This window comes from Amycolatopsis sp. CA-128772 (assembly GCF_002904295.1).
Lineage (GTDB): Bacteria > Actinomycetota > Actinomycetes > Mycobacteriales > Pseudonocardiaceae > Amycolatopsis.
Window position 1 is genome coordinate 1 of sequence record NZ_PPHG01000070.1, and the last position, 23,615, is coordinate 23,615.

Annotated in this window: 25 protein-coding genes and 1 pseudogene; 11 read left to right on the forward strand and 15 right to left on the reverse strand. The window is 71.8% G+C overall.

All coding sequences use genetic code 11. From position 1 onward, the window contains the following. From C2L59_RS24750 to C2L59_RS24770, 5 genes and pseudogenes are all read right to left on the reverse strand, one after another. Window positions 1-226: pseudogene (locus C2L59_RS24750) on the reverse strand (hypothetical protein); the annotation flags it as partial. Window positions 227-383: 157 nt separating this feature from the next. After that, window positions 384-1,367 (reverse strand): Ppx/GppA phosphatase family protein, encoded by a 984-nt coding sequence (locus tag C2L59_RS24755; RefSeq protein WP_103351902.1) that lies wholly within the window; start codon window positions 1,365-1,367, stop codon window positions 384-386. A 392-nt stretch (window positions 1,368-1,759) separates the two neighbouring features. Next, a complete protein-coding gene (locus C2L59_RS24760; RefSeq protein WP_103351903.1) occupies window positions 1,760-2,449 on the reverse strand; it encodes a response regulator transcription factor in 690 nt (229 codons plus the stop codon). Continuing rightward, window positions 2,446-3,687, reverse strand: coding sequence for a cell wall metabolism sensor histidine kinase WalK (locus C2L59_RS24765; RefSeq protein ID WP_199199243.1), 1,242 nt, complete (start codon window positions 3,685-3,687; stop codon window positions 2,446-2,448). The genes C2L59_RS24760 and C2L59_RS24765 overlap by 4 nt, the downstream gene beginning before the upstream one ends. A gap of 146 nt (window positions 3,688-3,833) precedes the next feature. Further along, window positions 3,834-4,694 (reverse strand): oxidoreductase, encoded by an 861-nt coding sequence (locus C2L59_RS24770; protein ID WP_103351904.1) that lies wholly within the window; start codon window positions 4,692-4,694, stop codon window positions 3,834-3,836. A 67-nt stretch (window positions 4,695-4,761) separates the two neighbouring features. Between C2L59_RS24770 and C2L59_RS24775 the strand changes: the two genes are divergently transcribed. Both C2L59_RS24775 and C2L59_RS24780 read left to right on the forward strand, forming a co-directional pair. Then, entirely contained in the window at window positions 4,762-5,400 is a 639-nt protein-coding gene (locus C2L59_RS24775) for a LuxR family transcriptional regulator (protein ID WP_103351905.1), read from the forward strand. Continuing rightward, complete coding sequence (locus C2L59_RS24780) at window positions 5,397-6,269, forward strand: hypothetical protein (RefSeq protein ID WP_103351906.1); 873 nt, start codon at window positions 5,397-5,399, stop codon at window positions 6,267-6,269. Before C2L59_RS24775 ends, C2L59_RS24780 begins: the two co-directional genes overlap by 4 nt. A gap of 60 nt (window positions 6,270-6,329) precedes the next feature. Here the strand turns inward: C2L59_RS24780 and C2L59_RS24785 are convergent, their stop codons facing one another. The 7 genes from C2L59_RS24785 to C2L59_RS24815 all read right to left on the reverse strand — a co-directional run bounded on the left by C2L59_RS24785 (window position 6,330) and on the right by C2L59_RS24815 (window position 13,549). Then, window positions 6,330-7,079, reverse strand: coding sequence for a phosphoglyceromutase (locus C2L59_RS24785; RefSeq protein WP_103351907.1), 750 nt, complete (start codon window positions 7,077-7,079; stop codon window positions 6,330-6,332). A gap of 421 nt (window positions 7,080-7,500) precedes the next feature. Beyond that, a complete protein-coding gene (locus C2L59_RS24790; RefSeq protein ID WP_103351908.1) occupies window positions 7,501-8,364 on the reverse strand; it encodes a DUF4349 domain-containing protein in 864 nt (287 codons plus the stop codon). A gap of 70 nt (window positions 8,365-8,434) precedes the next feature. After that, on the reverse strand, window positions 8,435-8,947 hold the full coding sequence (locus C2L59_RS24795; RefSeq protein ID WP_103351909.1) for a YbjN domain-containing protein: 513 nt from the start codon (window positions 8,945-8,947) through the stop codon (window positions 8,435-8,437). Further along, the gene (gene mshA, locus C2L59_RS24800; protein ID WP_199199244.1) at window positions 8,944-10,248 is read right to left on the reverse strand and encodes a D-inositol-3-phosphate glycosyltransferase; all 1,305 of its coding nucleotides are present in this window, start codon (window positions 10,246-10,248) and stop codon (window positions 8,944-8,946) included. Before mshA ends, C2L59_RS24795 begins: the two co-directional genes overlap by 4 nt. A 22-nt stretch (window positions 10,249-10,270) precedes the next feature. Beyond that, a complete protein-coding gene (locus C2L59_RS24805; protein ID WP_103351910.1) occupies window positions 10,271-11,086 on the reverse strand; it encodes an alpha/beta fold hydrolase in 816 nt (271 codons plus the stop codon). A gap of 3 nt (window positions 11,087-11,089) precedes the next feature. Beyond that, window positions 11,090-12,268 (reverse strand): Ig-like domain-containing protein, encoded by a 1,179-nt coding sequence (locus C2L59_RS24810; RefSeq protein ID WP_103351911.1) that lies wholly within the window; start codon window positions 12,266-12,268, stop codon window positions 11,090-11,092. A 228-nt stretch (window positions 12,269-12,496) separates the two neighbouring features. Next, window positions 12,497-13,549: a UDP-N-acetylmuramate dehydrogenase gene (locus C2L59_RS24815; protein WP_103351912.1), complete on the reverse strand. Its 1,053-nt coding sequence runs from the start codon at window positions 13,547-13,549 to the stop codon at window positions 12,497-12,499. A gap of 24 nt (window positions 13,550-13,573) precedes the next feature. On the opposite strand from C2L59_RS24815, the gene C2L59_RS24820 reads away from it, so the two are divergent. From C2L59_RS24820 to purU, 4 genes are all read left to right on the forward strand, one after another. Continuing rightward, on the forward strand, window positions 13,574-14,080 hold the full coding sequence (locus C2L59_RS24820) for a DUF2505 domain-containing protein (RefSeq protein ID WP_103351913.1): 507 nt from the start codon (window positions 13,574-13,576) through the stop codon (window positions 14,078-14,080). After that, entirely contained in the window at window positions 14,059-14,859 is an 801-nt protein-coding gene (locus tag C2L59_RS24825; protein WP_103351914.1) for an SAM-dependent methyltransferase, read from the forward strand. The genes C2L59_RS24820 and C2L59_RS24825 overlap by 22 nt, the downstream gene beginning before the upstream one ends. A gap of 151 nt (window positions 14,860-15,010) precedes the next feature. Then, window positions 15,011-15,697 carry a DedA family protein gene (locus C2L59_RS24830; protein WP_103351915.1) on the forward strand — a complete coding sequence of 229 codons (687 nt, stop codon included), beginning with the start codon at window positions 15,011-15,013 and terminating at the stop codon, window positions 15,695-15,697. A gap of 127 nt (window positions 15,698-15,824) precedes the next feature. Further along, entirely contained in the window at window positions 15,825-16,700 is an 876-nt protein-coding gene (gene purU / locus C2L59_RS24835) for a formyltetrahydrofolate deformylase (protein WP_199199245.1), read from the forward strand. A 22-nt stretch (window positions 16,701-16,722) separates the two neighbouring features. Here purU and C2L59_RS24840 read toward each other — a convergent pair whose 3' ends face one another. After that, on the reverse strand, window positions 16,723-17,772 hold the full coding sequence (locus tag C2L59_RS24840; protein WP_103351917.1) for an NAD(P)-dependent alcohol dehydrogenase: 1,050 nt from the start codon (window positions 17,770-17,772) through the stop codon (window positions 16,723-16,725). Window positions 17,773-17,869: 97 nt separating this feature from the next. Between C2L59_RS24840 and C2L59_RS24845 the strand changes: the two genes are divergently transcribed. The 4 genes from C2L59_RS24845 to C2L59_RS50405 all read left to right on the forward strand — a co-directional run bounded on the left by C2L59_RS24845 (window position 17,870) and on the right by C2L59_RS50405 (window position 20,813). Further along, window positions 17,870-18,469 carry a TetR/AcrR family transcriptional regulator gene (locus tag C2L59_RS24845; protein ID WP_370444769.1) on the forward strand — a complete coding sequence of 200 codons (600 nt, stop codon included), beginning with the start codon at window positions 17,870-17,872 and terminating at the stop codon, window positions 18,467-18,469. Window positions 18,470-18,478: 9 nt separating this feature from the next. Then, on the forward strand, window positions 18,479-19,093 hold the full coding sequence (locus C2L59_RS24850) for a pyridoxamine 5'-phosphate oxidase family protein (protein WP_103351919.1): 615 nt from the start codon (window positions 18,479-18,481) through the stop codon (window positions 19,091-19,093). A 4-nt stretch (window positions 19,094-19,097) separates the two neighbouring features. Beyond that, a complete protein-coding gene (locus C2L59_RS24855; protein ID WP_103351920.1) occupies window positions 19,098-19,721 on the forward strand; it encodes a haloacid dehalogenase type II in 624 nt (207 codons plus the stop codon). 144 nt (window positions 19,722-19,865) lie between these two features. Beyond that, complete coding sequence (locus tag C2L59_RS50405; protein WP_103351921.1) at window positions 19,866-20,813, forward strand: cold shock domain-containing protein; 948 nt, start codon at window positions 19,866-19,868, stop codon at window positions 20,811-20,813. A gap of 342 nt (window positions 20,814-21,155) precedes the next feature. On the opposite strand, the gene C2L59_RS24865 is transcribed toward C2L59_RS50405, so the two are convergent. Continuing rightward, window positions 21,156-22,163 (reverse strand): NADP-dependent oxidoreductase, encoded by a 1,008-nt coding sequence (locus C2L59_RS24865; RefSeq protein WP_103351922.1) that lies wholly within the window; start codon window positions 22,161-22,163, stop codon window positions 21,156-21,158. Window positions 22,164-22,257: 94 nt separating this feature from the next. Beyond that, a complete protein-coding gene (locus C2L59_RS24870; protein WP_103351923.1) occupies window positions 22,258-22,692 on the reverse strand; it encodes an SRPBCC family protein in 435 nt (144 codons plus the stop codon). Between the two features lie 198 nt (window positions 22,693-22,890). On the opposite strand from C2L59_RS24870, the gene C2L59_RS24875 reads away from it, so the two are divergent. Beyond that, on the forward strand, window positions 22,891-23,607 hold the full coding sequence (locus tag C2L59_RS24875) for a GntR family transcriptional regulator (protein WP_103351924.1): 717 nt from the start codon (window positions 22,891-22,893) through the stop codon (window positions 23,605-23,607). Window positions 23,608-23,615 lie beyond the last annotated feature (8 nt).

Below are 23,615 nucleotides of genomic sequence, written 5' to 3' on the forward strand. Positions count from 1 at the left end.
CCTCCGAGGCCACCCGGTCGATGATCGCCTGCGGGCCGGTGTCGGTCACGCCGGGCCGCCGGTGCGAGCCGGTCGCGCCGGGCGGGGCTTCCGGGGTGGCGGGTTCGTCGTCGTCATCGGCGGCCCGCCGGCGGCGACGGCGTCCGCCGTCGACCTGGGCACCGTGCTGGGCGAGCAGCTCAGCCACGGTCTTCTGCGGCTGGTCGCCTCCGGTCTGGTCCGTCATACCTGGTAATCCCCTGCGCGCTCCGGGTCCTCGGCACCCCGCGGGGAGGTACCCGACGGCAGCTCGGTGGCGCAGCGCGCGCTGTACGCCGTCCTCTGCATGTCCGTCACCTCTCCACCGTGCCCATCCTCTGCGTGCGAAGTCCAGCCGTGTGCTTTCACCGGTCCTCCTGTGCGCCGAAGCGCCCGGCGAGGGCGGCTCCAGTCTCATCCGCGCCGTTCGAATGGTCCAGCCGCCGCAGGATGACACCCTCTCGCAGAGCCCACGGGCAGATCTCGAGTTCCGGCACACCGAGCGCCCGCATCGTGGCCTGCGCGACGAGCGCACCCGCCACGAGCTGGTGCGATCGGCTCGCGCTGACGCCCTCGAGCTGTGCGAGATCGGCGGCCGGCATCCGCGAGATGAAGGCCAGGAGCTGGCGCAATGCGGTGTCCGAGAGCGTACGTCGCACCCGCGGGCCCGCCGCCGAGGGGGCGGCGCCGGTCAGCCGGGCGAGCGACCGGAACGTCTTCGACGTGGCGACGACCCGATCGGGTTCACCCCATTTGGTGACCTTCCGCGCGAGCTCGGTGAGCTGGTCGTCCAGCCACGCGGACGTCGCGACGAGCTCCGAGCGCGTCGGCGGGTCGTGCTTGAAGCGGGTGCGCGTGGTCCGGCCCGCGCCCAGCGGCAGCGATTCGGCCAGCACGGGCTCTTCGTCGCGGCCCATCGCGACCTCGAGCGAGCCACCGCCGATGTCGAGCACCAGCAGCTGCCCGGCCGACCAGCCGTACCACCGGCGGACGGCGAGGAACGTGAGCCGCGCTTCGTCGGTCCCCGAGAGGACCTGCAGGTCGACCCCGGTCCGGTCGGCCACGCGGGCCAGCACCTTGGCGGAGTTCTTGGCTTCGCGGACGGCGGAGGTGGCGAAGGCCATCAGCTCCTCGCAGCCGAGCCGCGCGGCGGCGTCCTTCGCGGATTCGACCGCGGTCACCAGCTCGTCGGCACCGGCTTTGCCCAGCTCACCGCCGGGGGTGATCTGCTCGGCCAGGCGCAGCACGGACTTCTCGGAATGCATCGGCGTCGGGTGGGCGCCCCGGTGGGCGTCGACCACGAGCAGGTGGACGGTGTTGGAACCGACGTCGAGTACCCCTAGGCGCACGGGTGTCCACGGTACCGGCCCCAGCGCCAGGTCTCGAACATGTAACCGAAAACACTCGGTGCGGTACCGCCCCGGCGCGCCTCCACCGGGGCGTTACCGCACCAAAAAGGACTTACGTCTCGAACTTGTAGCGCAGCCCGCGCACCGTGACCAGGTGCCGCGGCGAGCCCGGATCCGGCCCCGACACCGCGCCGCGCCCGGGCCTCCGCACCGACCGAAACCGGCGCGAGTTCGAGTCCGAGGCGATGCCCTCACCCGGCCACCCCGCCCTTGAGCCGCGGCCGGGCCTCCCCTCCCACCGGAACCCGCGCGAGCCCGAGCCCGGCCCCCACACCGCGAAGGGGCGCCCCGCGAACCGAACCGCAAAGCGCCCCTCCCGGCACAAACCCGACTTACGTCTCGAACTTGTAGCCCAGTCCCCGCACCGTGACCAGGTGCCGCGGCGAGCCCGGGTCCGGCTCGATCTTCGAGCGCAGGCGCTTCACGTGGACGTCCAGCGTCTTCGTGTCGCCCACGTAGTCCGCGCCCCACACCCGGTCGATCAGCTGGCCGCGCGTCAGCACGCGGCCCACGTTGCGCAGCAGGTACTCCAGCAGGTCGAACTCCTTGAGCGGCAGCGACACCTCGGCGCCGTCGACCGTCACCACGTGCCGCTCGACGTCCATCCGGACCGGGCCGGCCGACAGCACCAGCGGGGCCAGCTCGCCGTCCGAGCCCGGCTCGCCGCCGCGGCGCAGCACCGCCCGGACCCGGGCGATCAGCTCACGCGCCGAGTACGGCTTCGTCACGTAGTCGTCCGCGCCCAGTTCCAGGCCCACGACCTTGTCGATCTCGCTGTCGCGGGCGGTCACCATGATGACCGGGACGGCCGAGCGCTGGCGCAGCTGCTTGCAGACGTCGGTGCCGCTCATCCCCGGCAGCATCAGGTCGAGCAGCACGATGTCGGCGCCGTTGCGGTCGAACTCCTCCAGCGCGGCCTGGCCCGTCACGGCGACCGCCGCGGTGAACCCTTCCTTGCGCAGCAGGAAGGCGAGGGGGTCGGCGAACGACTCCTCGTCCTCGACGATGAGAACCCTGGTCACAGGTTTCCTCCATGATCTGGGCTGTCCTGCCCGGTAACCACGAGCCTGGGGGTGCGCTCGGGGGTCTTCTCCTGCCGCGGTGCCGGCGAGGTCTTGGCCGCCCGCGCCGGCTCGGCGGCCGGTTCGGGGCTGACGTGCGCGGGGATGCGCAGGGTGAACGTCGAGCCGGTGCCCGGACGGCTCCACAGCCCGACCGAGCCGCCGTGGTTGGCCGCGACGTGCTTGACGATCGCCAGCCCGAGTCCGGTGCCGCCGGTGGCGCGCGAGCGGGCCTTGTCGGCGCGGTAGAAGCGCTCGAACACGCGCTGCTGCTCGTCCTCGGCGATGCCGATGCCGCGGTCGGTGACGGCGATCTCGACCATCCCGTCGGCCAGCCGCCGCGAGATGGACACCGGGCTGCCGGCCGGCGAGTACGCGACGGCGTTCTCCAGCAGGTTCGACAGCGCGGTGACCAGCAGCGTGCGGTCGCCCTCGATGAGCAGGCCGCTGGCCACGTCGGTGGTGATGCTGATGTCGGCGGACTCGGCCGAGAGCGTGGTGCGGCCGAGCGACTCGCGCACGACCGCGTCGACCTCGACGACGTTGAGGTCGGGCAGCCGTTCCGCGCCCTGCAGCCGCGACAGCGCGATCAGCTCGGTGACGAGCTGGCCGAGCCGGGTGGACTCGCGCAGGATCTTGCCGCCGAAGCGGCGGACCTCCTCGACGTCCTCGGCGGCGTCGAGCACGGCCTCGGTGAGCAGCGCGATCGCGCCCACCGGGGTCTTGAGCTCGTGGCTGACGTTGGCGACGAAGTCGCGGCGCACGGCCTCCAGCCGGATGGCCTCGGAGTGGTCGACGGCCTCGACGACGGTGAAGCCGTCGCCGAGCGGCCGGACCTGCCCGAGCACCGCCTCCGGCTGGCGGCCGCGCGCTTCGAGCGGCGAGAGGTCGATCTCCAGGGGTTCGTCGGTCTCGGCGACCTGTTCGGCGGCCTTGCGGGCCCGCGGGTCGGCCTGGTTGACCTTCACCAGGCCCAGCTCGTACGCGCGCGGGTTGTGCAGCACCATGTCGCCGAACCGGTTGAGCACGACGATGCCGTTGGTGGAGGAGCGGACCAGCCGTTCGAGGAGCTCGGCGACGGTCGGACCGGGCGGCCGGGCCTCTTCCCGGCGGGTCCGCAGCCGCGCCAGGAAGTAGCCGGCCACCGCACCGGCCACCAGTGCGCCGATGGCCAATGCGAGTGAAACAGGCGTGGTCACGGGCCGATCGTAAGCGGAGAAGTGGCCCTCCGGCCTAGCGTTGTCCGCCTTGTCGTGAGCACCGCGACACCTGGGGAAGACATGTTCGCCGGGGCTTCAGACGGCGTTCACCCGGCCGATTCCCCGGCGAGACATTCCGGGCGAATTCACCCGAGCGTGGTGAGGTCGTCAGCGGTCAGCTCGAGCGCCGCCGCCGCGACGTTCTGCTCGAGGTGCCCGACGTCGCCGGTGCCGGGGATGGCGAGCACGTTCGGTCCTTGGTGGAGCGTCCACGCCAGCCGCACCTGCGCCGGGGTGGCGTCGTGGCGGCGCGCGACCTCGGCGACCCGCGCGTCCTCGCCGGTTCCGCTCGCGACGGCGAAGAACGGCACGAAGGCGATCCCGCGCTCGGCGCACAGCCCGACGAGCTCGTCGTCCTCGCGGCGGGCGCTCAGGCCGTACTGGTTCTGGACGCAGACGACCGGCGCGATCGCCAGGGCCTCGGTCAGGTGTTCCGGGCCGACGTTGGAGATGCCCAGCTCGCGGATCAGCCCGGCCTCGCGCAGCTCGGCCAGCACGCCGAAGCCCTCGGCGAGCGAGCCGGTGCCACGGTCGAGGCTCTGCCCGATCCGGTAGTTGACGACGTCGAGGTGGTCGAGGCCCAGCTCGCGCAGGTTCTCCTCGACCTGGGCGCGCAGCTGGTCCGGCCGGGCCGTGTAGAAGTTGCCCTCGTAGTCGCGCCCCGGGCCGATCTTGGTGGTGATCACCAGGTCGTCGTAGGGCGCCAGGGCGGTGTTGAGCAGTTCGTTGGCCGAGCGCGGCCCGGCGAAGTAGAAGGCGGCCGTGTCGAAGTGGTTCACGCCCAGCTCGACGGCGCGCCGGAGGACGGCGAGCGACGTCTCGCGGGCGCGGATGCCGCCGTCCGAGGTGGACATCAGGCGCATCGCGCCGAACCCGAGGCGGTTGACTTCGAAGGAGCCGAGCTTCCAGGTGCCCGCCGCGGCGGCGGGGAGGGTGTTCGTGGTCATGCCTCCAGCCTTCCGGCGCACCCCTCGTGACCACCGCGGTTGGCATCTTGCTGCCACACTGGAATACGTGGAGAAGGTGACTGACGTCGTCATGGTGCGCGGCGAAGCGGAGCTGTTCGAACGGACGGCCCACCTCTTCGGGCTCGCCACGGAGATTTCCTGCGCGGCCCGCGACCTGCACACGTGGTCGGTGGCGCACCCGAGCGCGCCCGAGCGCGAGCAGTCCGTGCGCGGGATGACCGTGCGCAAGATCTACCAGCCCGGCGTGCTGCTCGACCCCGTGCTGGCCGATCACCTGCGGTTCACGGCCGAACACGGCGCCCGGATCCGGATCTCCGAGCGCGAGATCAACGAGACGATCCTGCTCGACCGCCGCATCGCGATCGTCGCCGGCGACCACGTCGGCGGCGTCCGCGGCTACACCGTGATCAGCAGCCCGGCCCTGGTGCAGGGCATCCAGTCGCTGTTCGAAGCGGCCTGGCACGGCGCCACCGACCTCGAGTCCTACCAGGCGCGGTTCACCGAGCTGGAAGCGCGCGAGATCCTCGAACAGCTGGCCTCGGGCTGCAAGGACGAGACGGCGGCCCGTGCCCTCGGCGTCGGCCTGCGGACCTACCGGCGGCGGGTGGCGGAGCTGATGGAGCTCCTCGGCGCGTCTTCGCGCTTCCAGGCGGGCGCCCGGGCGCGCGAAGCCGGGCTCCTGTGAGGCGTGCGCTGCCGGCGCTGGTCCTGCTGACGTCCGCGTGCACGGTGACCGGCACGGCCGTGCCGGTCGGCAGCAACCTCGCGCTGGTCGACGCGGCCCGGACGGGCGCGGCCCTCGACGCGGTGAAGGCGGCCGCCGAAGCGGTGTTCAGCTACGACTCCGGCAACCCGGGCGCCTTCGACCAGGCCGTCGCGGCGGACGTCACCGGAGCGGCGAAGGACCAGCTGACGCGGCTGTTCGACCAGCTCAGGAAGAGCCCGCAGCCGGTGCACCTGGTCACCCGGGTGCGGGAGGCGGCGGCCCTGGAGTTCACCGGCGACCGGCTCCGGGACCTGGCCGTGCTCGACCAGGACAGCGGCACGTCGAAGGGCCTGGCCACAGTGGCGTTCACGGCGATCCGGGACGGCGGGCACTGGCGGCTGTCGGACATCGCGGTGAACCCGGCTCAGCCCGCACCGGCGCCGCAGCCGGACGACGGCAGCCCGGGCGGGACGCGCGACGCGGCGCTGGCGGGCGCCCGCGCGGCGGCGGCCGGGCTGTTCACCGCCGACAGCGCCGACCCGGAAGGCAGCTACGCGCGCACCGAAGCGGTGGTGGCCGACCCGCTGCTGACCGCCTACCTCGCGAAGAAGACCTACTTCGTCGAGACGGTCCGCCGCAGCGGCACGAAGACCGTGCTCGGCCCGCACCCGATGGCCGGGGTCCTCGCGCTCACCGGCGAGCGGGGGATCGTGCTGTTCTTCACGACGCTGCAGGTCACCGACGCGGCGGGCAAGACCACCAGCCGCCCCCTGACGGCCGAGCTCGACGTCGTCCGCACCGGGGGCACCTGGAAGGCGACCGCCGTCCACCCGGTCACCGCGGCCTGAACGTCAGGAAGGCCACCTCCAGGGACGCCGGGTCCCCGAGGTGGCCTTCACGAACCTTGGTCAGCGGCCCTGGTTGGCGACCGCGGCGGCGGCTTCCTTGGCCGCGTCCGGGTCGAGGTACTCGCCGCCCGGCTTCACCGGCTGCAGGTCCTCGGTGAGGTCGTAGCGCAGCGGGATGCCGGTCGGGATGTTCAGGCCCGCGATGTCGGCGTCGGAGATGCCGTCGAGGTGCTTGACCAGCGCGCGCAGCGAGTTGCCGTGCGCGGCGACCAGCACGGTCTTGCCCGCGCGCAGGTCCGGCACGATCTCGGACTCCCAGTACGGCAGGAGCCGCTCGACGACGTCCTTGAGGCACTCGGTCAGCGGGGCGGCGTCGCCGAGGTTCGCGTACCGGGCGTCGCCGACCTGGCTCCACTCGTCCTTCGGGTCGATCGCCGGCGGCGGGGTGTCGTACGAACGGCGCCAGAGCATGAACTGCTCCTCGCCGAACTCGTTCAGGATCTGCTTCTTGTCCTTGCCCTGCAGCGCGCCGTAGTGGCGCTCGTTGAGGCGCCAGTCGCGCTTCACCGGGATCCAGTGCCGGTCGGCGGCGTCCAGCGCGATGTTCGCGGTGGCGATCGCGCGGCGCAGCAGCGAGGTGTGCACCACGTCCGGCAGCAGGCCGGCGTCGGCCAGCAGCCGGCCGCCCTGGCGGGCTTCGCCCTCACCCTGCTCCGAAAGCGGTACGTCCACCCAGCCGGTGAACAGGTTTTCCGCGTTCCACGTGCTCTGCCCGTGCCGCAGCAGCACCAACGTCCCAATCTCGGCCATGGCCACAGCCTGCCAGAACGCACCACCGGGCCGAGTGGTGACCTCCGTCCTACCCAGAGTGTGTTACTCCGAAGTAACACCTCACTCTTCGACATAGCCGGCTGCCAACAGCGCGCAAAATTCCGGCCAGAGACTGCGCACCGTTATCGAAGCTTGCAAAATTCACTCGAACGGGCTAGCCAGTAGCCTTGTGATTACCCGCCGGGATCTGACAGGTTGACTACGTCCCGAGCGGCCGGATTCCACGCACTCCCCGGCCGGATTCGGGCATTGACCGCGGCTCGTCTCCCCCCTGCCGAGCCGCGGCCCGCCCGGCCCCGTTGGCACCCCCCTCGTCACCGGGTCCTGATCGGCGGGAACTTCAGCGGGGCGGCTCGAGATCGCGACTCCCCCCTCCCTCGAGCCGTCCCGCCTGTTCCGCTCAGCCCTCGCCCGGCTCCGGCACCGCGGTCCGGCGACGCCGGTGCAGCCACCAGCCGAGCCAGCCCAGCGGCACGAGGAACAGCAGGAACGGCGCGATCGCCCCGAGCACCGTGAGCAGGCCGCCGCCGAAGACGAGGAACGCGTGCCAGCCACCGGCCAGGCCGCCGAGGAACCCGCTGTGGTCCTCGCCGGGCGGCGGCGGTGCGGCGACGCCGCGGACGGTCATCGCCACGGTCGCCATCGCGACGCTGCCGGCCAGGGAGTTCCGCTGCTGTTCCAGGGATTCGAGAGCCGCCTCGCGGCTCGTGAGCTCACCCTCGACCGACGCGATCTCGGACACCGAGGTCGCCCGCGAAAGCAGCGCCCGGATCCGCTCGACCGACGCCCGCTGCGTCGCCAGCCGCGCTTCGACGTCGACGACCTGCTCGGTCACGTCCTGGGTGTTCAGCTCCCGCTTCACCAGGCTGGTGCCCAGGTGCGAGAGCTGGTCGAGCACGCCGTCGAGCTTGTCCGCGGGCACGGCCAGGCTGAGCGTCGCCAGCTGGTCGCCGGTGCTCTCCTGCCCGGTGTAGCCGCCGGCGCCCTGCGCGATCCCGCGGGCCTGCGCGACGACGTCGACCACCTTGGGGGCGGTCAGTTCCAGCCGGGCGCTGCGGGAAAGCTTGCGTTCGGTGGCGCCCGGCTGCGGCGGGGCCACCTTCTGCGACCCGGCCTTGCCGTTGCCCTGCTGCGGCGCGGCCGGGACCGGCCCGGTTCCGGCACTGTCCGCCGTGGACGATGCCCCGTTCTCCGCCGCCGAGCAGCCGGCCAGCGCGAACGCCACCGCGGCGGCCGCGAGCCCGGCTCTCCATCGAGTCCGCATGGTGCGTCTCCCTCCAGTTTCGACTGGCGAGGAGACGGATGTCCGGTTCAGGGCCGTTGCACGGCCCGGGTCACGACTCGGTCAAGCCCGGTTCGTGCGGCTTTTCCGGCGCGACGAGGTGCTTGAACGCCTGCAGGTTGGCCAGCGATTCGCCGCGGGAGACGCGCCAGTCCCACTCGCGCTTGATCGACGTCGCGAAGCCCAGCTCCAGCAGCGTGTTGAAGTCGCCGTCGGCCGCTTCGAGCACCTGGCCGAGCACCTTGTCGAGCTCGTCGGCGCTCAGCGTTTCCTTGCCGAACCGGCCGACCAGGTAGATGTCCCCAAGACTGTCCACTGTGTAGTGCACGCCGTAGAGCTTGGCGTTGCGCTGCAACAGGAACCGGTAAACGTCCTCATGGGACTCGTCGGGACGACGGCAGACGAAGGCTTCCACGGAGAACGCGTGGTCGCCGTCGACCAGCCACGCGTTCGTCTGCAGCTTCTTCGTGCCCGGCAGCGTGACGAAGTACTTGCCCGGACCCCGCTTGCCGTACTCCAGCTCCGCGGAGTCCAAAGTAGACTGGATCAGCTCGTCCAGGCTCACACCGCCACCTCCGTGCGCAGGTCCAGCGCGCGGGTGAACGCGCTGGTGGCCTGAGCATAGATGTCCAGCAGCGCGTCGGTCGTGCGCCGCCACGAGAACCGGCGCGCGTGCACGACGGCGTTGGCCCCGAGCTCGGCACGCCGGTCCGGGCGCAGCGCGACGGCGGCGAGCGCGTCCGCCCACTCGTCGGCGCCGTGCCCGGGCACCAGCAGTCCCGAGACACCGTGCGGCACCGCCACCGGCAGCCCGCCGACCTCGGCGGCGACCACCGGCGTCCCGCAGGCCTGCGCCTCCAGGGCGACCAGGCCGAACGACTCGTTGTAGCTCGGCACCGCGACGACGTCGGCGGCGCGGAACACCCGGGCGAGCGCCTCGCCCGGCTGCGGCGGCAGGAACCGGACCTGCCGCTCGATGCCCAGGGACGCGGCCAGCTCGCGCAGGGCCTGCGGCTGCTCCAGCCCGGTCCCGGACGGCCCGCCGACGATCAGCACGACCAGCTTCGCCGCCAGCTCGGGACGGCGGCGCAGCATCGCGGCCGCGGCGTGCAGCAGCACGTCCGGCGCCTTCAGCGGCTGGATCCGGCCGGCGAAGGCCAGCACGACGGCGTCGTCGGCCAGGCCGAGGGCGACCCGGGCCGCGTGCTGCGAGCCCGGCGTGAAGCGTTCGAGGTCGACGCCCGGCGGCACGGCGTGCACCGCGTGCGGCTCGGCGTCGTAGAGCTCGATGAGCTGGCGCGCCTCGACGGCGGTGTTGGCGACCAGCCGGTCGGCCTCGGCGACCACCTGCTCCTCACCGATCACGCGGCTGCGCGGCTCGGGCTTGTCGCCCTCGGCGAGCGCGGCGTTCTTCACCTTCGCCAGGGTGTGCGCGGTGTGCACGAGCGGGACCGACCACCGGTCGCGGGCGAGCCAGCCGACCTGGCCCGAGAGCCAGTAGTGGGAGTGGATGAGGTCGTAGTGGCCGGGCTCGTGGAACGCCTCGGTCCGCAGCACGCCGGAGGTGAACGCGCACAGCTGCGCGGGCAGCTCGTCGCGGCCCAGCGGCTCGAACGGGCCGGCCTGCACGTGCCGCACGGTCACCCCGGGCGCCAGCTCGGCCACCGGCGGCTGGCCGGACGCGGTCGCGCGCGTGAAGACCTCGACCTCGACGCCGCGGCGGGCCATCTCGGTCGCCGTCTGGCTCACGTAGACGTTCAACCCGCCGGCGTCGCCGGTGCCGGGCTGTTCGAGCGGCGAGGTGTGCACGGACAGCACCGCGATCCGGCGCGGCGCAGCGCGGAACCTTCGGATGTTGCTGGTCACCTGGTCACGTCTCCTGCGTACGTCAGCATTCCTCGGCGAACTGCCGGAGCACCGCGTCGAACTCGGCCGCGGACTCGGCGAAGGGCGCGTGCCCCCCGTCAACGAACCAACGCCCGACGGCACCCGGAATCTTCCCGAGGGCGTGTTCGGCCGCCGAGGGCTCGATCACGCGGTCGGCCGTGCCGTGCACGACCAGAACCGGTTTGTCGATCGCGGCCAGCACGTCTTCGCTGCCGGCGTCGCGGCGGAACAGCGCCGAGCGGACCGATGGCGGCACGCTCAGCGACGCCCCGAGCAGGGCCTGGACCTGGGCGCCGGGCACCGGCCCGGTCACCATCCCGCGGCTGAACGCGGTGAGCGCCGGGACCGCGATGTCCGGATCGTCCGAAAGCATCGACCGCATGTGCTGGCGCATCAGCGCGCCGACGCGCCCGCCCGGCCGGTCGCGGCCGATCTCGGTGATGGCGCCGACCAGCACGAGCCCGCGCAGGCGTGCGGTGCCGTGCACGCGGATGTGGTCGGTCAGCACCAGGCCGCCGTAGGACCAGGCGACGACGATCGCGTCCGGGCCGGCGAAGTCCAGCACCGCGGCGAGGTCGTCCGCCCAGACCTGAGGATCGTCGTAGCCCGACGCGGGGACGTCGGAGGCGCCGTGGCCCCGGAGGTCCACCGCGACCAGGCGGAACCGCTCGGTCAGCGCCGGGTCGGCGAGCTGCGCGGCCCAGCAGCCGCCCGACTGCGCCCAGCCGTGCACGAACACGATCGGCCGGCTGTTTTCGGCGCCCTCGACCCGCAGGCCGAGCCGGACCCCGCCGTGCCCGACGACTTCGGTGCGCACGGGTTACTTCGCACCCAGCCCTTGCCAGGCCGCCCAGCTGTAGTTCCAGTCCTTGACGTCCGAGGCCATCGGCGCGGACAGCTTCGAGCCGGTGATCTCCACCGGGTCGCCGACCAGCGCGGAGTCGAAGTAGTCCTTGGCGTCGGCTTCCAGCAGGTTGACGCAGCCGTGGGAGTTGTTGTTCTTCCCGATGTTGGCCGCGTTGTCCTGGTTCTCGTGGATGTACTCGCCGTGGTTGGAGAACCGGCAGGCCCACTTCTTGTTGACGTTCGTGTAGCCGTAGCGGGCGTTGTCGAAGACGGCCGTCGGCTCCTTGCTCATGATGATGTAGGTGCCGTTCGGGGTGTTGCGGTCGACCTCGGCGTCCAGCCCGTTCGCGCACGGGTAGCTCTTGACCTGCGACCCGCCGCGGTAGACGCGCATCTGGTGGTCCGGGGTGTTCACCTTGACCACCTGGTTGCGGCCGATCTTGAACTTCGTCGTGACGTCGGCCTTGCCGTAGGCGCCGCCGCCCAGATCGACGCCGTAGAGCTTCGCCTCGACGTTCACGGTGATGTTCTGCGGCCAGTACTCCTTCGGCCGGTAGTCGACCTGGCTGTCGGACAGCCAGCCCCACGCGCCTTCGACGTTCTTGTCCGTCTTCACGGACAGGGCCTTCTCGACCGCGGCGCGGTTCTTCACCGGCGACGCGAACTTGACGCTGATCGGCATGGCCACGCCGACGGTCTGGTTGTCGGCCGGGTTGAGCGTGGCGCGGACCTGCTTGGCCGGGTTGATCGTGGTGAAGCTGCCCTTGAACTCGACCGGCTTGCCGTCGGAGCCGGTGGCCTTGGCCGCGTAGGAGTAGGTCTTGCCGTAGCCGAGCGGCTCGGAGCTGGTCCAGGTGAGGCCGTCCGGCGTGAGGTCGCCCTTGACCTCCTTGCCGCCCTCGGCGCTCAGCTTGCACTCGGTGAGCTTGCCGTCGGCGACCTTCAGCACGGCCGGCTTGAGCACCGGGACGTCCTTGGCGTCGGCGGCGGGCTCGGCCGTGATCTTCGCCACGGGCTGCGCGCCACCTTCGCCGTCAGCACCGGCCGCGCCCGTGGGCAGCGCGTTGCCGCCGTTCTCACTCGAACACGCAGCGGCGACCAGTGCGGCCCCAGCCGCCAGGGCAGCCTTGAAGACCGTACGCCGTTCGATCACCGAAACCTCCTGTGTCTTACGGGGGCCGAGCCCCCGCGCCCCGGCCGTGGGGGCTCCGCCCCCCGGACCCCCGAAGCGTCAGAATCCCCCGCCCACCAGCGGGCACCCGCCTTTAGCGCTGGTGGCCCAGCTGACGTTACCCGCCGGAAGGTCAAGACCAACCGTTCAGGTGACGGACGCCTTTGTCGACAAAGACGTCCTACCCACGTACGGGTTGCCCGGTTTGGCTCAGATCACGCAGTTGATCAGCAGCGGTTCAGGGTGCAACCGGACGCCGAACCGCTGCTCGACGCCGTCGCGGACCTCCCTGGCCAGGGCCAGCAGGTCCGCCGTCGTCGCCTCGCCGCGGTTGGTCAGCGCCAGGGTGTGCTTCGTCGACAGCGAAACCCGGTTCCCCGGACCGGGGTACCCCTTGCCGAAGCCGGCGCGCTCGATCAGCCACGCCGCGGACAGCTTGACGCCGCCGTCGGCCGGGTACTGCGGCACCTCCGAGCCGACGGCCGCCGTGATCCGCGCGAGGACGGCCTCGGCGTCGGCCGAAGGGACGATCGGGTTGGTGAAGAACGAGCCCGCGCTCCACGTGTCGTGGTCGTCCGGGTCGAGCACCATGCCCTTGCCGCGACGCAGCTTGAGGACGGCTTCGCGCGCCTCGGCGGCCGGGACGCGGGCGCCGATCTCGACGCCGAGCGTGCGCGCGAGTTCGGCGTAGCGGATGGGCGCGGAGAGGCCGTCTTCACGGACCTCGAAGCGGACCGAGAGGACGACGCCGCTGTCCGTGCCCTTGAGGACGCTGGTGCGGTAGGCGAAGCCGAGCTCGTCGGCCTTGAGCGTGCGCACCTCGCGCGTCACGCGGTCGTAGAGCTCCAGGGAGACGATCGATTCCGCGACCTCGCAGCCGTACGCGCCGACGTTCTGGATCGGCGTCGCCCCGACGCTGCCGGGGATGCCGGAAAGGCACTCGAGCCCGCCCAGGCCGGCCTCGACCAGCGCGGCGACGAACGCGTCCCAGTTCTGGCCGGCTTCCACGTCGACGTGGTCTCCGTCACGGCGCCAGCCGGTGTTCGCCACCGCGACGAGCGTGCCGTCGAACCCCGCGTCGGCCACCACCAGGTTGGAGCCGCCGCCGAGCAGCAGCACCGGCTCGCCGGCCGCGTCGGCCTCGCGGACCGCCGCGACGAGGTCTTCGCCGGTCACGGCGCTGACGAACCGGCGGGCCGGGCCGCCGAGGCGCAGCGTGGTGTACGCGGCGAGCTTCGGGAGTTCGGAAGTACGGGTGTCCACCCGCCTGACGGTACTGTTCGGTCCATGGGATCCCGGATCGAGCACCGCGCTGAGTTCTCCGCCGACGTCGCGTCCACGTACGCGGCCGTCGCCGGCGAGGACGCGCTGCGGGCCCGCCTGGAGCAGCTCGGCGGGCACGACGCGGCGCTGCTGGCGTACGAGGTGTCCGGCACGGACCTGCGGTACGAGCTGCGGCAGGGGATCAGCGCGGACAAGCTGCCGCAGGCGGTCCGGACGCTGCACAAGGGCGACCTGCTGGTGACCCGCACGCAGACCTGGCGGGTGAGCAACGACGGCACCGGCCGCCAGGGCAACGCGACCGTCGAGGTCGGCGGCGTCCCGGGCGAGATCAGCGCGCGGACCGCGTTGCTGGCCAACGGCGACAAGACGGTGCTGCGGACCAGCGGCGAGGTGACGGTCCGGATCCCGCTGTTCGGCGGCAAGCTGGAGAGCGTGATCGCCGAGCAGGTCACCAAGCTGCTGGAGCGCGAAGCCGAATTCACGGCGAAGTGGCTCACCGACGCGGACTGACCCCGGTCGGCGCGCCGACCCGCGGCACCACCAACCCCAACCGCCTGCGCCGGGTCGACCGGTGGATCGCGGCCGCGCCGGCGACGTCCCGGCTGCTGCGCGCGGCCGACGCGCCCCTGGTCGTCGACCTCGGCTACGGCGCCTCCCCGGTCACGACGGTCGAGCTGGCGCGCTGGCTGCGGCGAGTCCGTCCGGACGTCCGCGTGCTGGGCCTGGAGCTGGATCCGGAGCGCGTGGCTGCCGCGCTCCCCGCCGCGGCTCCCCCGTTGCTGGACTTCCGCCGCGGCGGCTTCGAGCTGGCCGGGACGCGACCGGTGCTGGTGCGGGCATTTAACGTGCTGCGGCAGTACGCCGAGGACGAGGTCCCCGGCGCCTGGGGCCTGGTGCTGGACTCGATGCCCGCCGCGGGCCTCCTGGTCGAGGGAACGTGCGACGAGATCGGGCGGCTGTCGACGTGGGTCCTGGTCTCCCGGGCCGGCCCGGTCTCCCTGACGCTGTCGATGCGGCTGGCCGGGCTGGCCCGCCCGTCGACGATCGCCGAGCGGCTGCCGAAGGCGCTGATCCACCGGAACGTGCCCGGCGAGCGCGTCCACGCGTTGTTGTCGCAGCTCGACGCCTGCTGGGCGACGGCGGCCCCGCACCAGGCGTTCGGCGTGCGCTCGCGCTGGCTGGAGACGGTCCGGCTGCTGGCCGCGCGGGGCTGGCCGGTGCTCGGCCCGCCGTCGCGGATCCGCCTCGGCGAGCTGACCGTGCCGTGGGCCGCGGTCGCCCCCGCCTGAAGCGCCCCAATGTGGCGTTCGGTGCGTCCAACGCACCCAATGTGGCGTTCGGTGCGTCCCACGCACCGAACGCCACATTGGGGTGGTGGTGTTCACCGGGCCACCCCCGCTGCGTCACCCGGCGGTGACCTGCGGTGATCACCATTGAGCCGTGGAACTCCTGGGGCAGGTCACCGAGCTGCTGCGCGACACGCTCGGCTCGCCGTGGCTGTGGGTGCTCGTCTTCGCGGTGTCCGGGTCGGACGCGCTGCTGCCGTTCATGCCCAGCGAGACCACGGTGGTCACCGTCGCCGTCCTGCTCGGCCCCGATCCCGCGCGGCTCGCCCTGCTCGCCGCCGTCGCGGCCGCGGGCGCCTGGGCCGGCGACTGCCTCGGGTACGCCGTCGGCCGGGCCGCCGGGCCGCAGGTCATCGCGCGGCTGCAGCGCGGACCGGACGGCCGACGTCGCTACGAATGGGCCCGTGACCAGGTGCGCCACCACGGCGGGCTGCTGATCATCGCGGCCCGCTACCTGCCCGGCGGCCGCGTCGCCAGCGCGCTGGCCAACGGCAGCCTCGGCTACCCGCTGCGCCGGTTCGTGCCGCTCGACGCCGCCGGGGCGGCGATCTGGGCGGTGTACAGCGTGCTGATCGGCCTCGCGGGCGGAGCCGCCTTCGCCGACGAGCCGGCCAAGGGCCTGCTGCTGTCCTTCAGCCTCGGCCTGGGTCTGGTGTTCGCCATCGAAGCCGGGCGGCGGCTACGGTCGGCCCATGCTCGAACCGATCGACGTCCACGCCGACGCGCTGAAGCGGGCGGCACCGGCGGCGGGGCCGAACTGTCCGAAGTAGACTGTCCATGACCTGGTGATGCACATCGCGCTCGTGCAGTGCGCCGCCGATGAGGTCTGCCGAGCGCTGTACGGCCGCCCCCCACCACGCGGCCCTCACCGGGACCGGCTCCCGGCGGTCTTACCAGCGCCAGGGAGAATGCCGGGGGTGACCGCTCCCGAACGCCGCTACGTCATCACCTTCGGCTGCCCCGACCGCACCGGCATCATCGCCCGGATCTCCGGGTTCCTCGCCGAGCACGGCGGCTGGATCGTCGAGGCGGCCTACCACACCGACCCGGACACGGGCTGGTTCTTCACCCGCCAGGTCGTCCGGGCCGACTCGCTGCCGTTCGACGCCGACGGGCTGCGCGCCCGGTTCGGCGAGGTGGCCGCGGAGCTGTCCGCCGAATCGAACTGGCAGGTCAGCGACACCGGCGAGCGGCGCCGCGCGGTGATCCTCGTGTCCAAGGCCGGGCACTGCCTGTACGACCTGCTCGGCCGCGTCGCTTCCGGGGAACTCGAGGTCGACATCGCCGCGGTGATCGGCAACCACGAGTCGCTGGCCGACATCACCCGCGCGCACGGCATCCCGTTCCACCACGTGCCGTTCCCGGCCGGCGGCAAGGCCGAAGCGTTCGAGCACGTGCGCAAGCTGGTCGGCGAGCACGACCCGCACGCGGTGGTGCTGGCCCGGTTCATGCAGATCCTGCCCGCGGACCTGTGCCGCGAGTGGGCCGGCCGGGCGATCAACATCCACCACAGCTTCCTGCCGTCGTTCATCGGCGCGAAGCCCTACCACCAGGCCCACACCCGCGGCGTGAAGCTGGTCGGCGCGACCTGCCACTACGTGACGGCGGACCTCGACGCGGGCCCGATCATCGAGCAGGACGTCATCCGCGTCGGCCACGGCGACTCCGTCGAGGACATGGTCCGCAAGGGCCGCGACATCGAGAAGGTCACGCTGGCCCGCGGCCTGCGCTGGCACCTGGAGAACCGGGTGCTGGTGCACGGCAACCGGACCGTGGTGTTCTGATCCGGTTGCCGTGCCCTTTCCGTCAGGCGCCGATGGTCGAGGCGTCGATGACGAAGCGGTAGCGCACGTCGGAGTTCTCGACGCGCTCGTAGGCCTCGTTGACCTTGTCGGCCGAGATCGTCTCGATCTCCGCGCCGATGCCGTGCTCCGCGCAGAAGTCCAGCATCTCCTGGGTCTCCGCGATGCCGCCGATCATCGAGCCGGCCAGCACCTTGTTGCCGCCGAGCAGCGAGAAGGCGTTGTAGGCCAGCGGCTCGCCCGGCGCGCCGACGTTCACCATCGCGCCGCCGACCTTGAGCAGGCTCAGGTAGGCGTCGATCGGCAGCTTGGCCGAGACGGTGTTGAGGATGATGTCGAACTTGCCCTTGAGCACGTCGAACGTGGCTTCGTCGCTGGTCGCGTAGTAGTCGGTCGCGCCGAGCTTGAGGCCGTCCTCCTGCTTCTTGAGGCTCTGGCTCAGCACGGTCACCTCGGCGCCCATGGCGGCGGCGATCTTGACGGCCAGGTGGCCGAGCCCGCCGAGGCCGATCACGGCGACCTTCTTGCCCGGGCCGGCGCCCCAGTGGTGCAGCGGCGAGTAGGTGGTGATGCCCGCGCACAGCAGCGGCGCGGCGACGTCGAGGTCGATGCCCTCGGGGATGCGGCAGACGAAGGCGTCCTTCACGACGATCTGGTTGCTGTAGCCGCCGTAGGTGTTCTCGCCGTCGAAGCCGACGCCGTTGTACGTCTGGACGTTGCCCTTGACGCAGAACTGCTCGGTGCCGGCCACGCAGTATTCGCACTCGCCGCAGGAGTCGACCATGCAGCCGACGCCGACGCGGTCACCCACCTGGTACTTCGTCACGTCCGAGCCGACCGCGGCGACGACGCCGGCGATCTCGTGGCCCGGGACCATCGGGAAGATCGCCTGGCCCCAGTCCTCTTTGGCCTGGTGAAGGTCGCTGTGGCAGATGCCGGCGTAGGCGATGTCGATCAGCACGTCGTCGGGACGCAGGTCACGGCGCTCGATCGTGGTCGGCGCCAGCGGCGCGCCCGGCGCCGGGGCGGCGATGGCGTGCGTGGTCGTGCTCATGGAACCCTCCAAGTTCAAGTACCGTCGTAAGAGGTCTCATACATGCCCTACGTAAGAGGTCTCTTACATATTCCGAGCGAGAGGCGTGAGCCAGGTCATGGGCGGCAAGTACCACCACGGCGACCTCCGCGGCGAGCTCGTGCGCGTCTCCCTGGACCTGATCGCCGAGCAGGGCCTCGAAGGTTTCTCGGTCGCCGAAGTCGCCCGGCGGGCGAAGGTCAGCCCCGGGGCGCCCTACCGGCACTTCGCCTCGCGCGAGAGCCTGCTGGCCGAAGTGGCGGGCAACATCGCCTGCCAGCTTGCCGACCGCGTCACCGCGGCGGCCGGTGCGCACGAGGACCCGCTGGACGCCCTGGCCGCGGCGGCGGGCGCGTACACGCGGTACCTGATCGAGCGCCGCGCCGGGATGAACGTGATCTACGCCGAGGGCCTCCACGGCCCGCAGCACACCGGCCTGCACGACCAGACCCGCCGGCTGACCGACGAGTTCCTGCTGCGCTGCCTGGCGGTCGCTCCGGACCCGGCGACCGCGCTGGAGCTGATGGAGCAGCTGTTCACCCAGGCCCACGGCTACGGCACGTTCCACATCGACGGCGTGTTCGGGAAGCACGGCTACTCGAGCGACCTCGTGGTGCACAAGTCCTCGGAAGCCGCCCGCGCGGCCATCGTCGGCCGGATTGTCGGTGGTGCCCGCTAGCTTGGGGACATGGGGATCATCGACTCACACGAGGCGCTGCGCGAACTCGTCGGCGACGTGGCCGAGCGGACGCAGAAGAAGATCATCGGCTACCTCGACGAGCACGCGCGCACGCTGATCGAGCACTCGCCGTTCGTCCTGCTGGCCACCTCGGCCCCGGACGGCAGCTGTGACGTCTCCCCACGCGGCGACCCGGCGGGCTCGGTGCTGGTGCTCGACGAGAAGACGCTGGTGCTGGCGGACCGTCCGGGCAACAAGCTGATCGACAGCTTCCGCAACATCGTCGACAACCCGCACGCGGGCCTGTTGTTCCTGGTCCCCGGCATGAACGAGACGCTGCGGGTGAACGGCCGCGCGAAGCTGCTGTCGGACGCGCCGTTCTTCGACGCGCTGGTCGTCCGCGACAAGCGGCCGAAGCTGGCGGTGGTCGTCGAGGTCGAGCAGGTGTACATGCACTGCGCGAAGGCGTTCCTGCGCTCGTCGCTGTGGGACCCGGCGACCTGGCCGGACCGTTCGACGCTGCCGTCACTGGGCACGATCCTGCACGACCAGATGGGCCTGGCGATGTCGGCGGCGGAGCTGGACGCCAGCCTCAACGAGCGGGCGCGCACTGAGCAATACTGAACGGGTGCTGTGCGTCTTCGACGTCAACGAGACCCTGCTCGACCTCACCCCGATGGACGCCGTCGTCGGCGGCCCCGAGCTGCGGCGCGAGTGGTTCGGCCTGGCCATCCACACCGTCCTGACCGTGACGGCGACCGGCGGCTACCGCGACTTCGCGGGCATCGCCGGCGACGCCGCGCTCGAGGTCGCCGCCCGGCACGGGCGGGAGCTCGACCTCGCGGCCATCGGCGAGGGGCTGCGGCACCTGCCCGCGCACCCCGACGTCGAACCCGGCCTGGTGAAGCTGCGCGAAGCGGGCCACACCGTCGTCGCGCTGACGAACTCGCCGCTCGCGACGGCCGAGGCGCAGCTGCAGAACGCCGGGCTGGCCGCCCTGCTCGACCGGATCTTCTCGGCCGAGCAGGTGGGCCGGCTCAAGCCCGCGCCCGAGCCGTACCACCAGGTCGTGGCCGCCTACCCCGGCGAAACCGCGGTCATGGTCGCCGCGCACGACTGGGACATCGCGGGCGCGCAGGCGGCCGGGCTGCGGACGGCGTTGCTCGCCCGGCCCGGCGTCCGCCCGCTGCCCGGTTCGCCCGAGCCGACGTTCACCGCGTCGGCCCTGACGGAGCTGGCCGAGCTCCTGTAGACCTGGTCTCAACTCGGCGTGTCGCCAGGTGAACCAACGCCCCCGTGGCTCCGCACCGCCCGCCTGTGGGGCCCGGCCCGACGGACCGGAGGTCTGTCAGAGAGACTGGGGGCCATTGCCCGCCCTCTCGACCTGGAGCCTTTGATGCCGCAAGGGACCGTCCGTTGGTTCGACGCCGAACGGGGTTTCGGCTTCCTCGCGCCCGAGGACGGCTCGCCGGACGTGTTCGTGCACGCCTCCGAGATCGTCGGGGACGGCGGCGCGAAACTGCTCCGCGAGGGTCAGGCCGTCGTGTTCGAGGTCGGCGAGAACGACCGCGGGCCCCAGGCGCTGCGCGTTCGCGTCACCGCCGATGCGGCCACCGGCAGCGCCGTGGGCCTGCTCGGCACCGTCAACTGGTACGAGCCGGGCAAGGGGTACGGCTTCGCGTCGCCGGACGGCGGCGGCGCCGACATTTTCGTGCACAGCTCCGCCATCGTGACCGGCGGCGTGGTCACCGAGGGGCAGCGGGTGGCCTTCCTGATCGTCGAAGGCGAGCGCGGCCCGCAGGCCGGGCACGTGATCCCGCTGGGAGCGGGGGCCGGCTCATCCGCTGCGGCCGGTATCGCGGACGGTGCCGACGGCACGGTGGCCTGGTACGACGAGGACAAGGGCTTCGGCTTCATCAACCCCGACTCCGGCGCCGGGGACGTCTTCGTTCACGCCCGGGCCCTGGCCGAGGGGCTGACGTGGCTCGCGGAGGGCGACCGCGTCGCCTATGAGGTGGCCAGTGGGGACAAGGGCCCGCAGGCCCGCGACGTGCACCTGGTCCGGGGCGCCGAGCCCCAGACGGCGCCGCAGCGGCCGGCACCTGCCGCGGCCGCCGGGCCGGCGGCGCGGGACGTGCCCGCACGAGGCGGCGAGGGCGTCGTCGCGCGCTACGACGACGACCGCGGCTTCGGCTTCATCACCCCGGACGCAGGCGGCGACGATCTCTTCGCCCACGCGTCCGTGATCATGGGGTCGGAGCCGCTGCAGAAGGGTGACCGGGTCCGGTACGCGGTGCGTCAGAGCGACCGGGGCCCGCAGGCCGACCGCGTCGAACGCCTCTGAAGAGGCGGCCCCACCGACGGCTGATCACTTCCCGACGAGAGCGCTCGTCCATCCCCGTCGATGGTGCCGTCAGCAACGCGGCTGCAGCCTCCTCCGGGAGATCGATCTCCCTCGTGGTGACGGGGCCCCGTGCCGACCCGAGGAGACACGTCCTGCCACTCACGTAACCGCCGCCACCCGGACCGCGCGGCGCTGGCCGGGACGGGATCAGGGGTTCGATCAGCTCCCAGAGCCGGTCTCCGACCCGCCGCTGCTGCGTCGTCTTCGCCACGACTGCCCACGATCGACGACCAGGACCGGCAGCTTACGCAGTGACACACCCTTGAGTTTCGAGACCAGGTCTCAGTCCGCGATCCGGACCAGCATCTTGCCGGTGTTGGCGCCCGACAGCAGGCCGAGGAACGCCTCGGGCGCGTTGCGGATGCCGTCGACGAAGGTCTCCGAGTACTCGATCTCGCCGGAGCTCACCAGCGGCGCGATCTCGCTGACGAACTGCTGCTGCAGGTGCCAGTGGTCGATCACCAGCAGGCCGCGGATGGTGAGCCGCTTGGCGATGACCTGCGCGAGGTTGCGCGGCGCCGGCGTCGGCTCGGTCGCGTTGTAGGTGGAGATCATCCCGCAGATGACGATCCGGCCGTGCACGGTGATCGCGTCGATCGCGGCTTCGAGGTGGTCGCCGCCGACGTTGTCGAAGTAGACGTCGATCCCCTCCGGCGCCGCCTTGTGCAGCTGCTCGACGACCGGGCCGTCCTTGTAGTTGAAGGCCGCGTCGAAGCCGAGGTCGTCGATCAGGTGGCGGACCTTCTCCGCCGACCCCGCCGAGCCGATGACGCGCTTCGCGCCCTTCAGCTTCGCGATCTGCCCGACCAGCGAGCCGACGGCACCGGCCGCGCCGGACACGAACACCGTGTCGCCCGGCTTGAACTCGGCCGACTCCAGCAGGCCCGAGTAGGCGGTCAGGCCCGGCATGCCGAGCACGCCGAGGTACGTCGACAGCGGCGCGGCGGCCCCGTCGACCTTCACGTACCGGCCCGCGTCGAGCACGGCGTGGGTGCGCCAGCCGGCCTGGTGCAGGACGTGGTCACCCACCTTGACGTCGTCGACGTTCGACTCGACGACCTCGCCGACCGCCCCGCCGGACATGACCTCGCCGACCCCGAACGGCGGCGCGTAGGACTTGACGTCCTTCATCCGGCCGCGCATCGCGGGGTCGACGCTCATGATCAGGTTGCGGACCAGGATCTGGTTCTCGCCCGGCGACGGCACCTCGGTGTCGACGATCTCGAAGTTGTCGTGCGTCGGAACGCCTTCCGGACGCGAAGCCAGCCGGATTTCGGTCGCCGTGCTCATCGTCGAATCCTCTCAAGTCTCGAAGCGGGGCAAGCGCCCCGGATTCCACCCGATGTAACCAGCTAACCGGGGCGCAGATTCCGATTGTGACTCGTCACACGATCTCGGCGAGCTTCTCCAACATCCCGTCGTAGATCTTCTTCAGCCCGCCGGGCGCGAAGGTCTTCTCGAAGAAGCCACCGATGCCACCAGCACCGTCCCACGTGGTCTCGATCTTCACCACACTGCGTTCACCCGCCTCGGTGACCGTCCAGGTGGTGACCATGCTGGAGTTCGCGTCGGTCTCGACGAGCGTCCCCGGCCGCGGCTCGGTGACGGTCGCGGCCACGTCCCGCACCCGCTTGGACGTCGCCTGCAGCTTCCAGCTCGCCTTGGTCCCGGCGCCGACGCCGCCCTCGGTCACCTGGTAGTCCCGGTAGTGCTCGGTCAGCAGCTTCGGGCGGGTTTCGGCGTAGTCGGCGACGAGCGCGCGGACCTTGTCGGCCGGAGCGTCGATCGTGCGCTCCGCGGTGGCCGTGACCTTTCCCATTTCACTCCTTCTCCCGGCGTACGAGTCAGGGTCCACGATTTCACCGCGCGGCGCACCACCGGCGGGCACCCTCGGACGTCCCAGATAGTGAGCGGCGGAAGTCCGCCCTGGACACCCGTTTGCGCAGGTCAGCGGCTCGCTCTGCGCGGCGGAAGTGGCGTAACACGGTGTTAACGTCCGCTGGCCATCCTCGCCGCCATGCCCACCACACCCCGGCGGACCCGCTCGGACAGCGCCAGACAGGTAGCCGACCTGCTGCGCCGTCAGGTGCTGGCCGAGGAGACGCTGCCGTGCGAGGAGGACCTCACGGTGGAGTTTTCGGCGACCCGGAACACCGTGCGCGAGGCCCTCGCGCTGCTGCGCGACGACGGCCTGATCGCGCGCCAGCCCGGGGTCGGCACGGTCGTCGTCGGGCACAAGTACCCGCACGGGCTCAACCGGCTGGCCGGCCTCGCCGAGGTGCTGCGCGAGCACGGCGAGGTCACCAACGACGTCCGGACGGCCGGCCTGGTGCCCGCGCCCGCCGTGGTGGCGCACCGGCTCGGCGTGCCCGAACGCTCCGAAGTCGTCTACCTCGAACGGCTGCGGCGGCTCGACGGCGTCCCGCTGTCGCTCGACCTCACCTACCTGCTGCCGGAAATCGGGAAACCGCTGCTGGAGCACGACCTCGCCGGGCGGGACGTCTTCGCGCTCATCGAGGAGACGTCCGGGCAGCGGCTGGGCTACGCCGACATCGACGTCGAAGCCCTCAACGCCGACCCCGAAACCGCCGCCGTCCTCGAAGTTCCGCCGGGTGCGGCGCTGCTGCGGTGGGAACGCCTGACGCACTTCGCGGACGGCCGGCCGGTCGACCTCGAATACATCCGCCTGCGTGGCGACCGCCTGACCATGCGCGCCCGCCTCGACCGCTCCTGAAGGGAAAC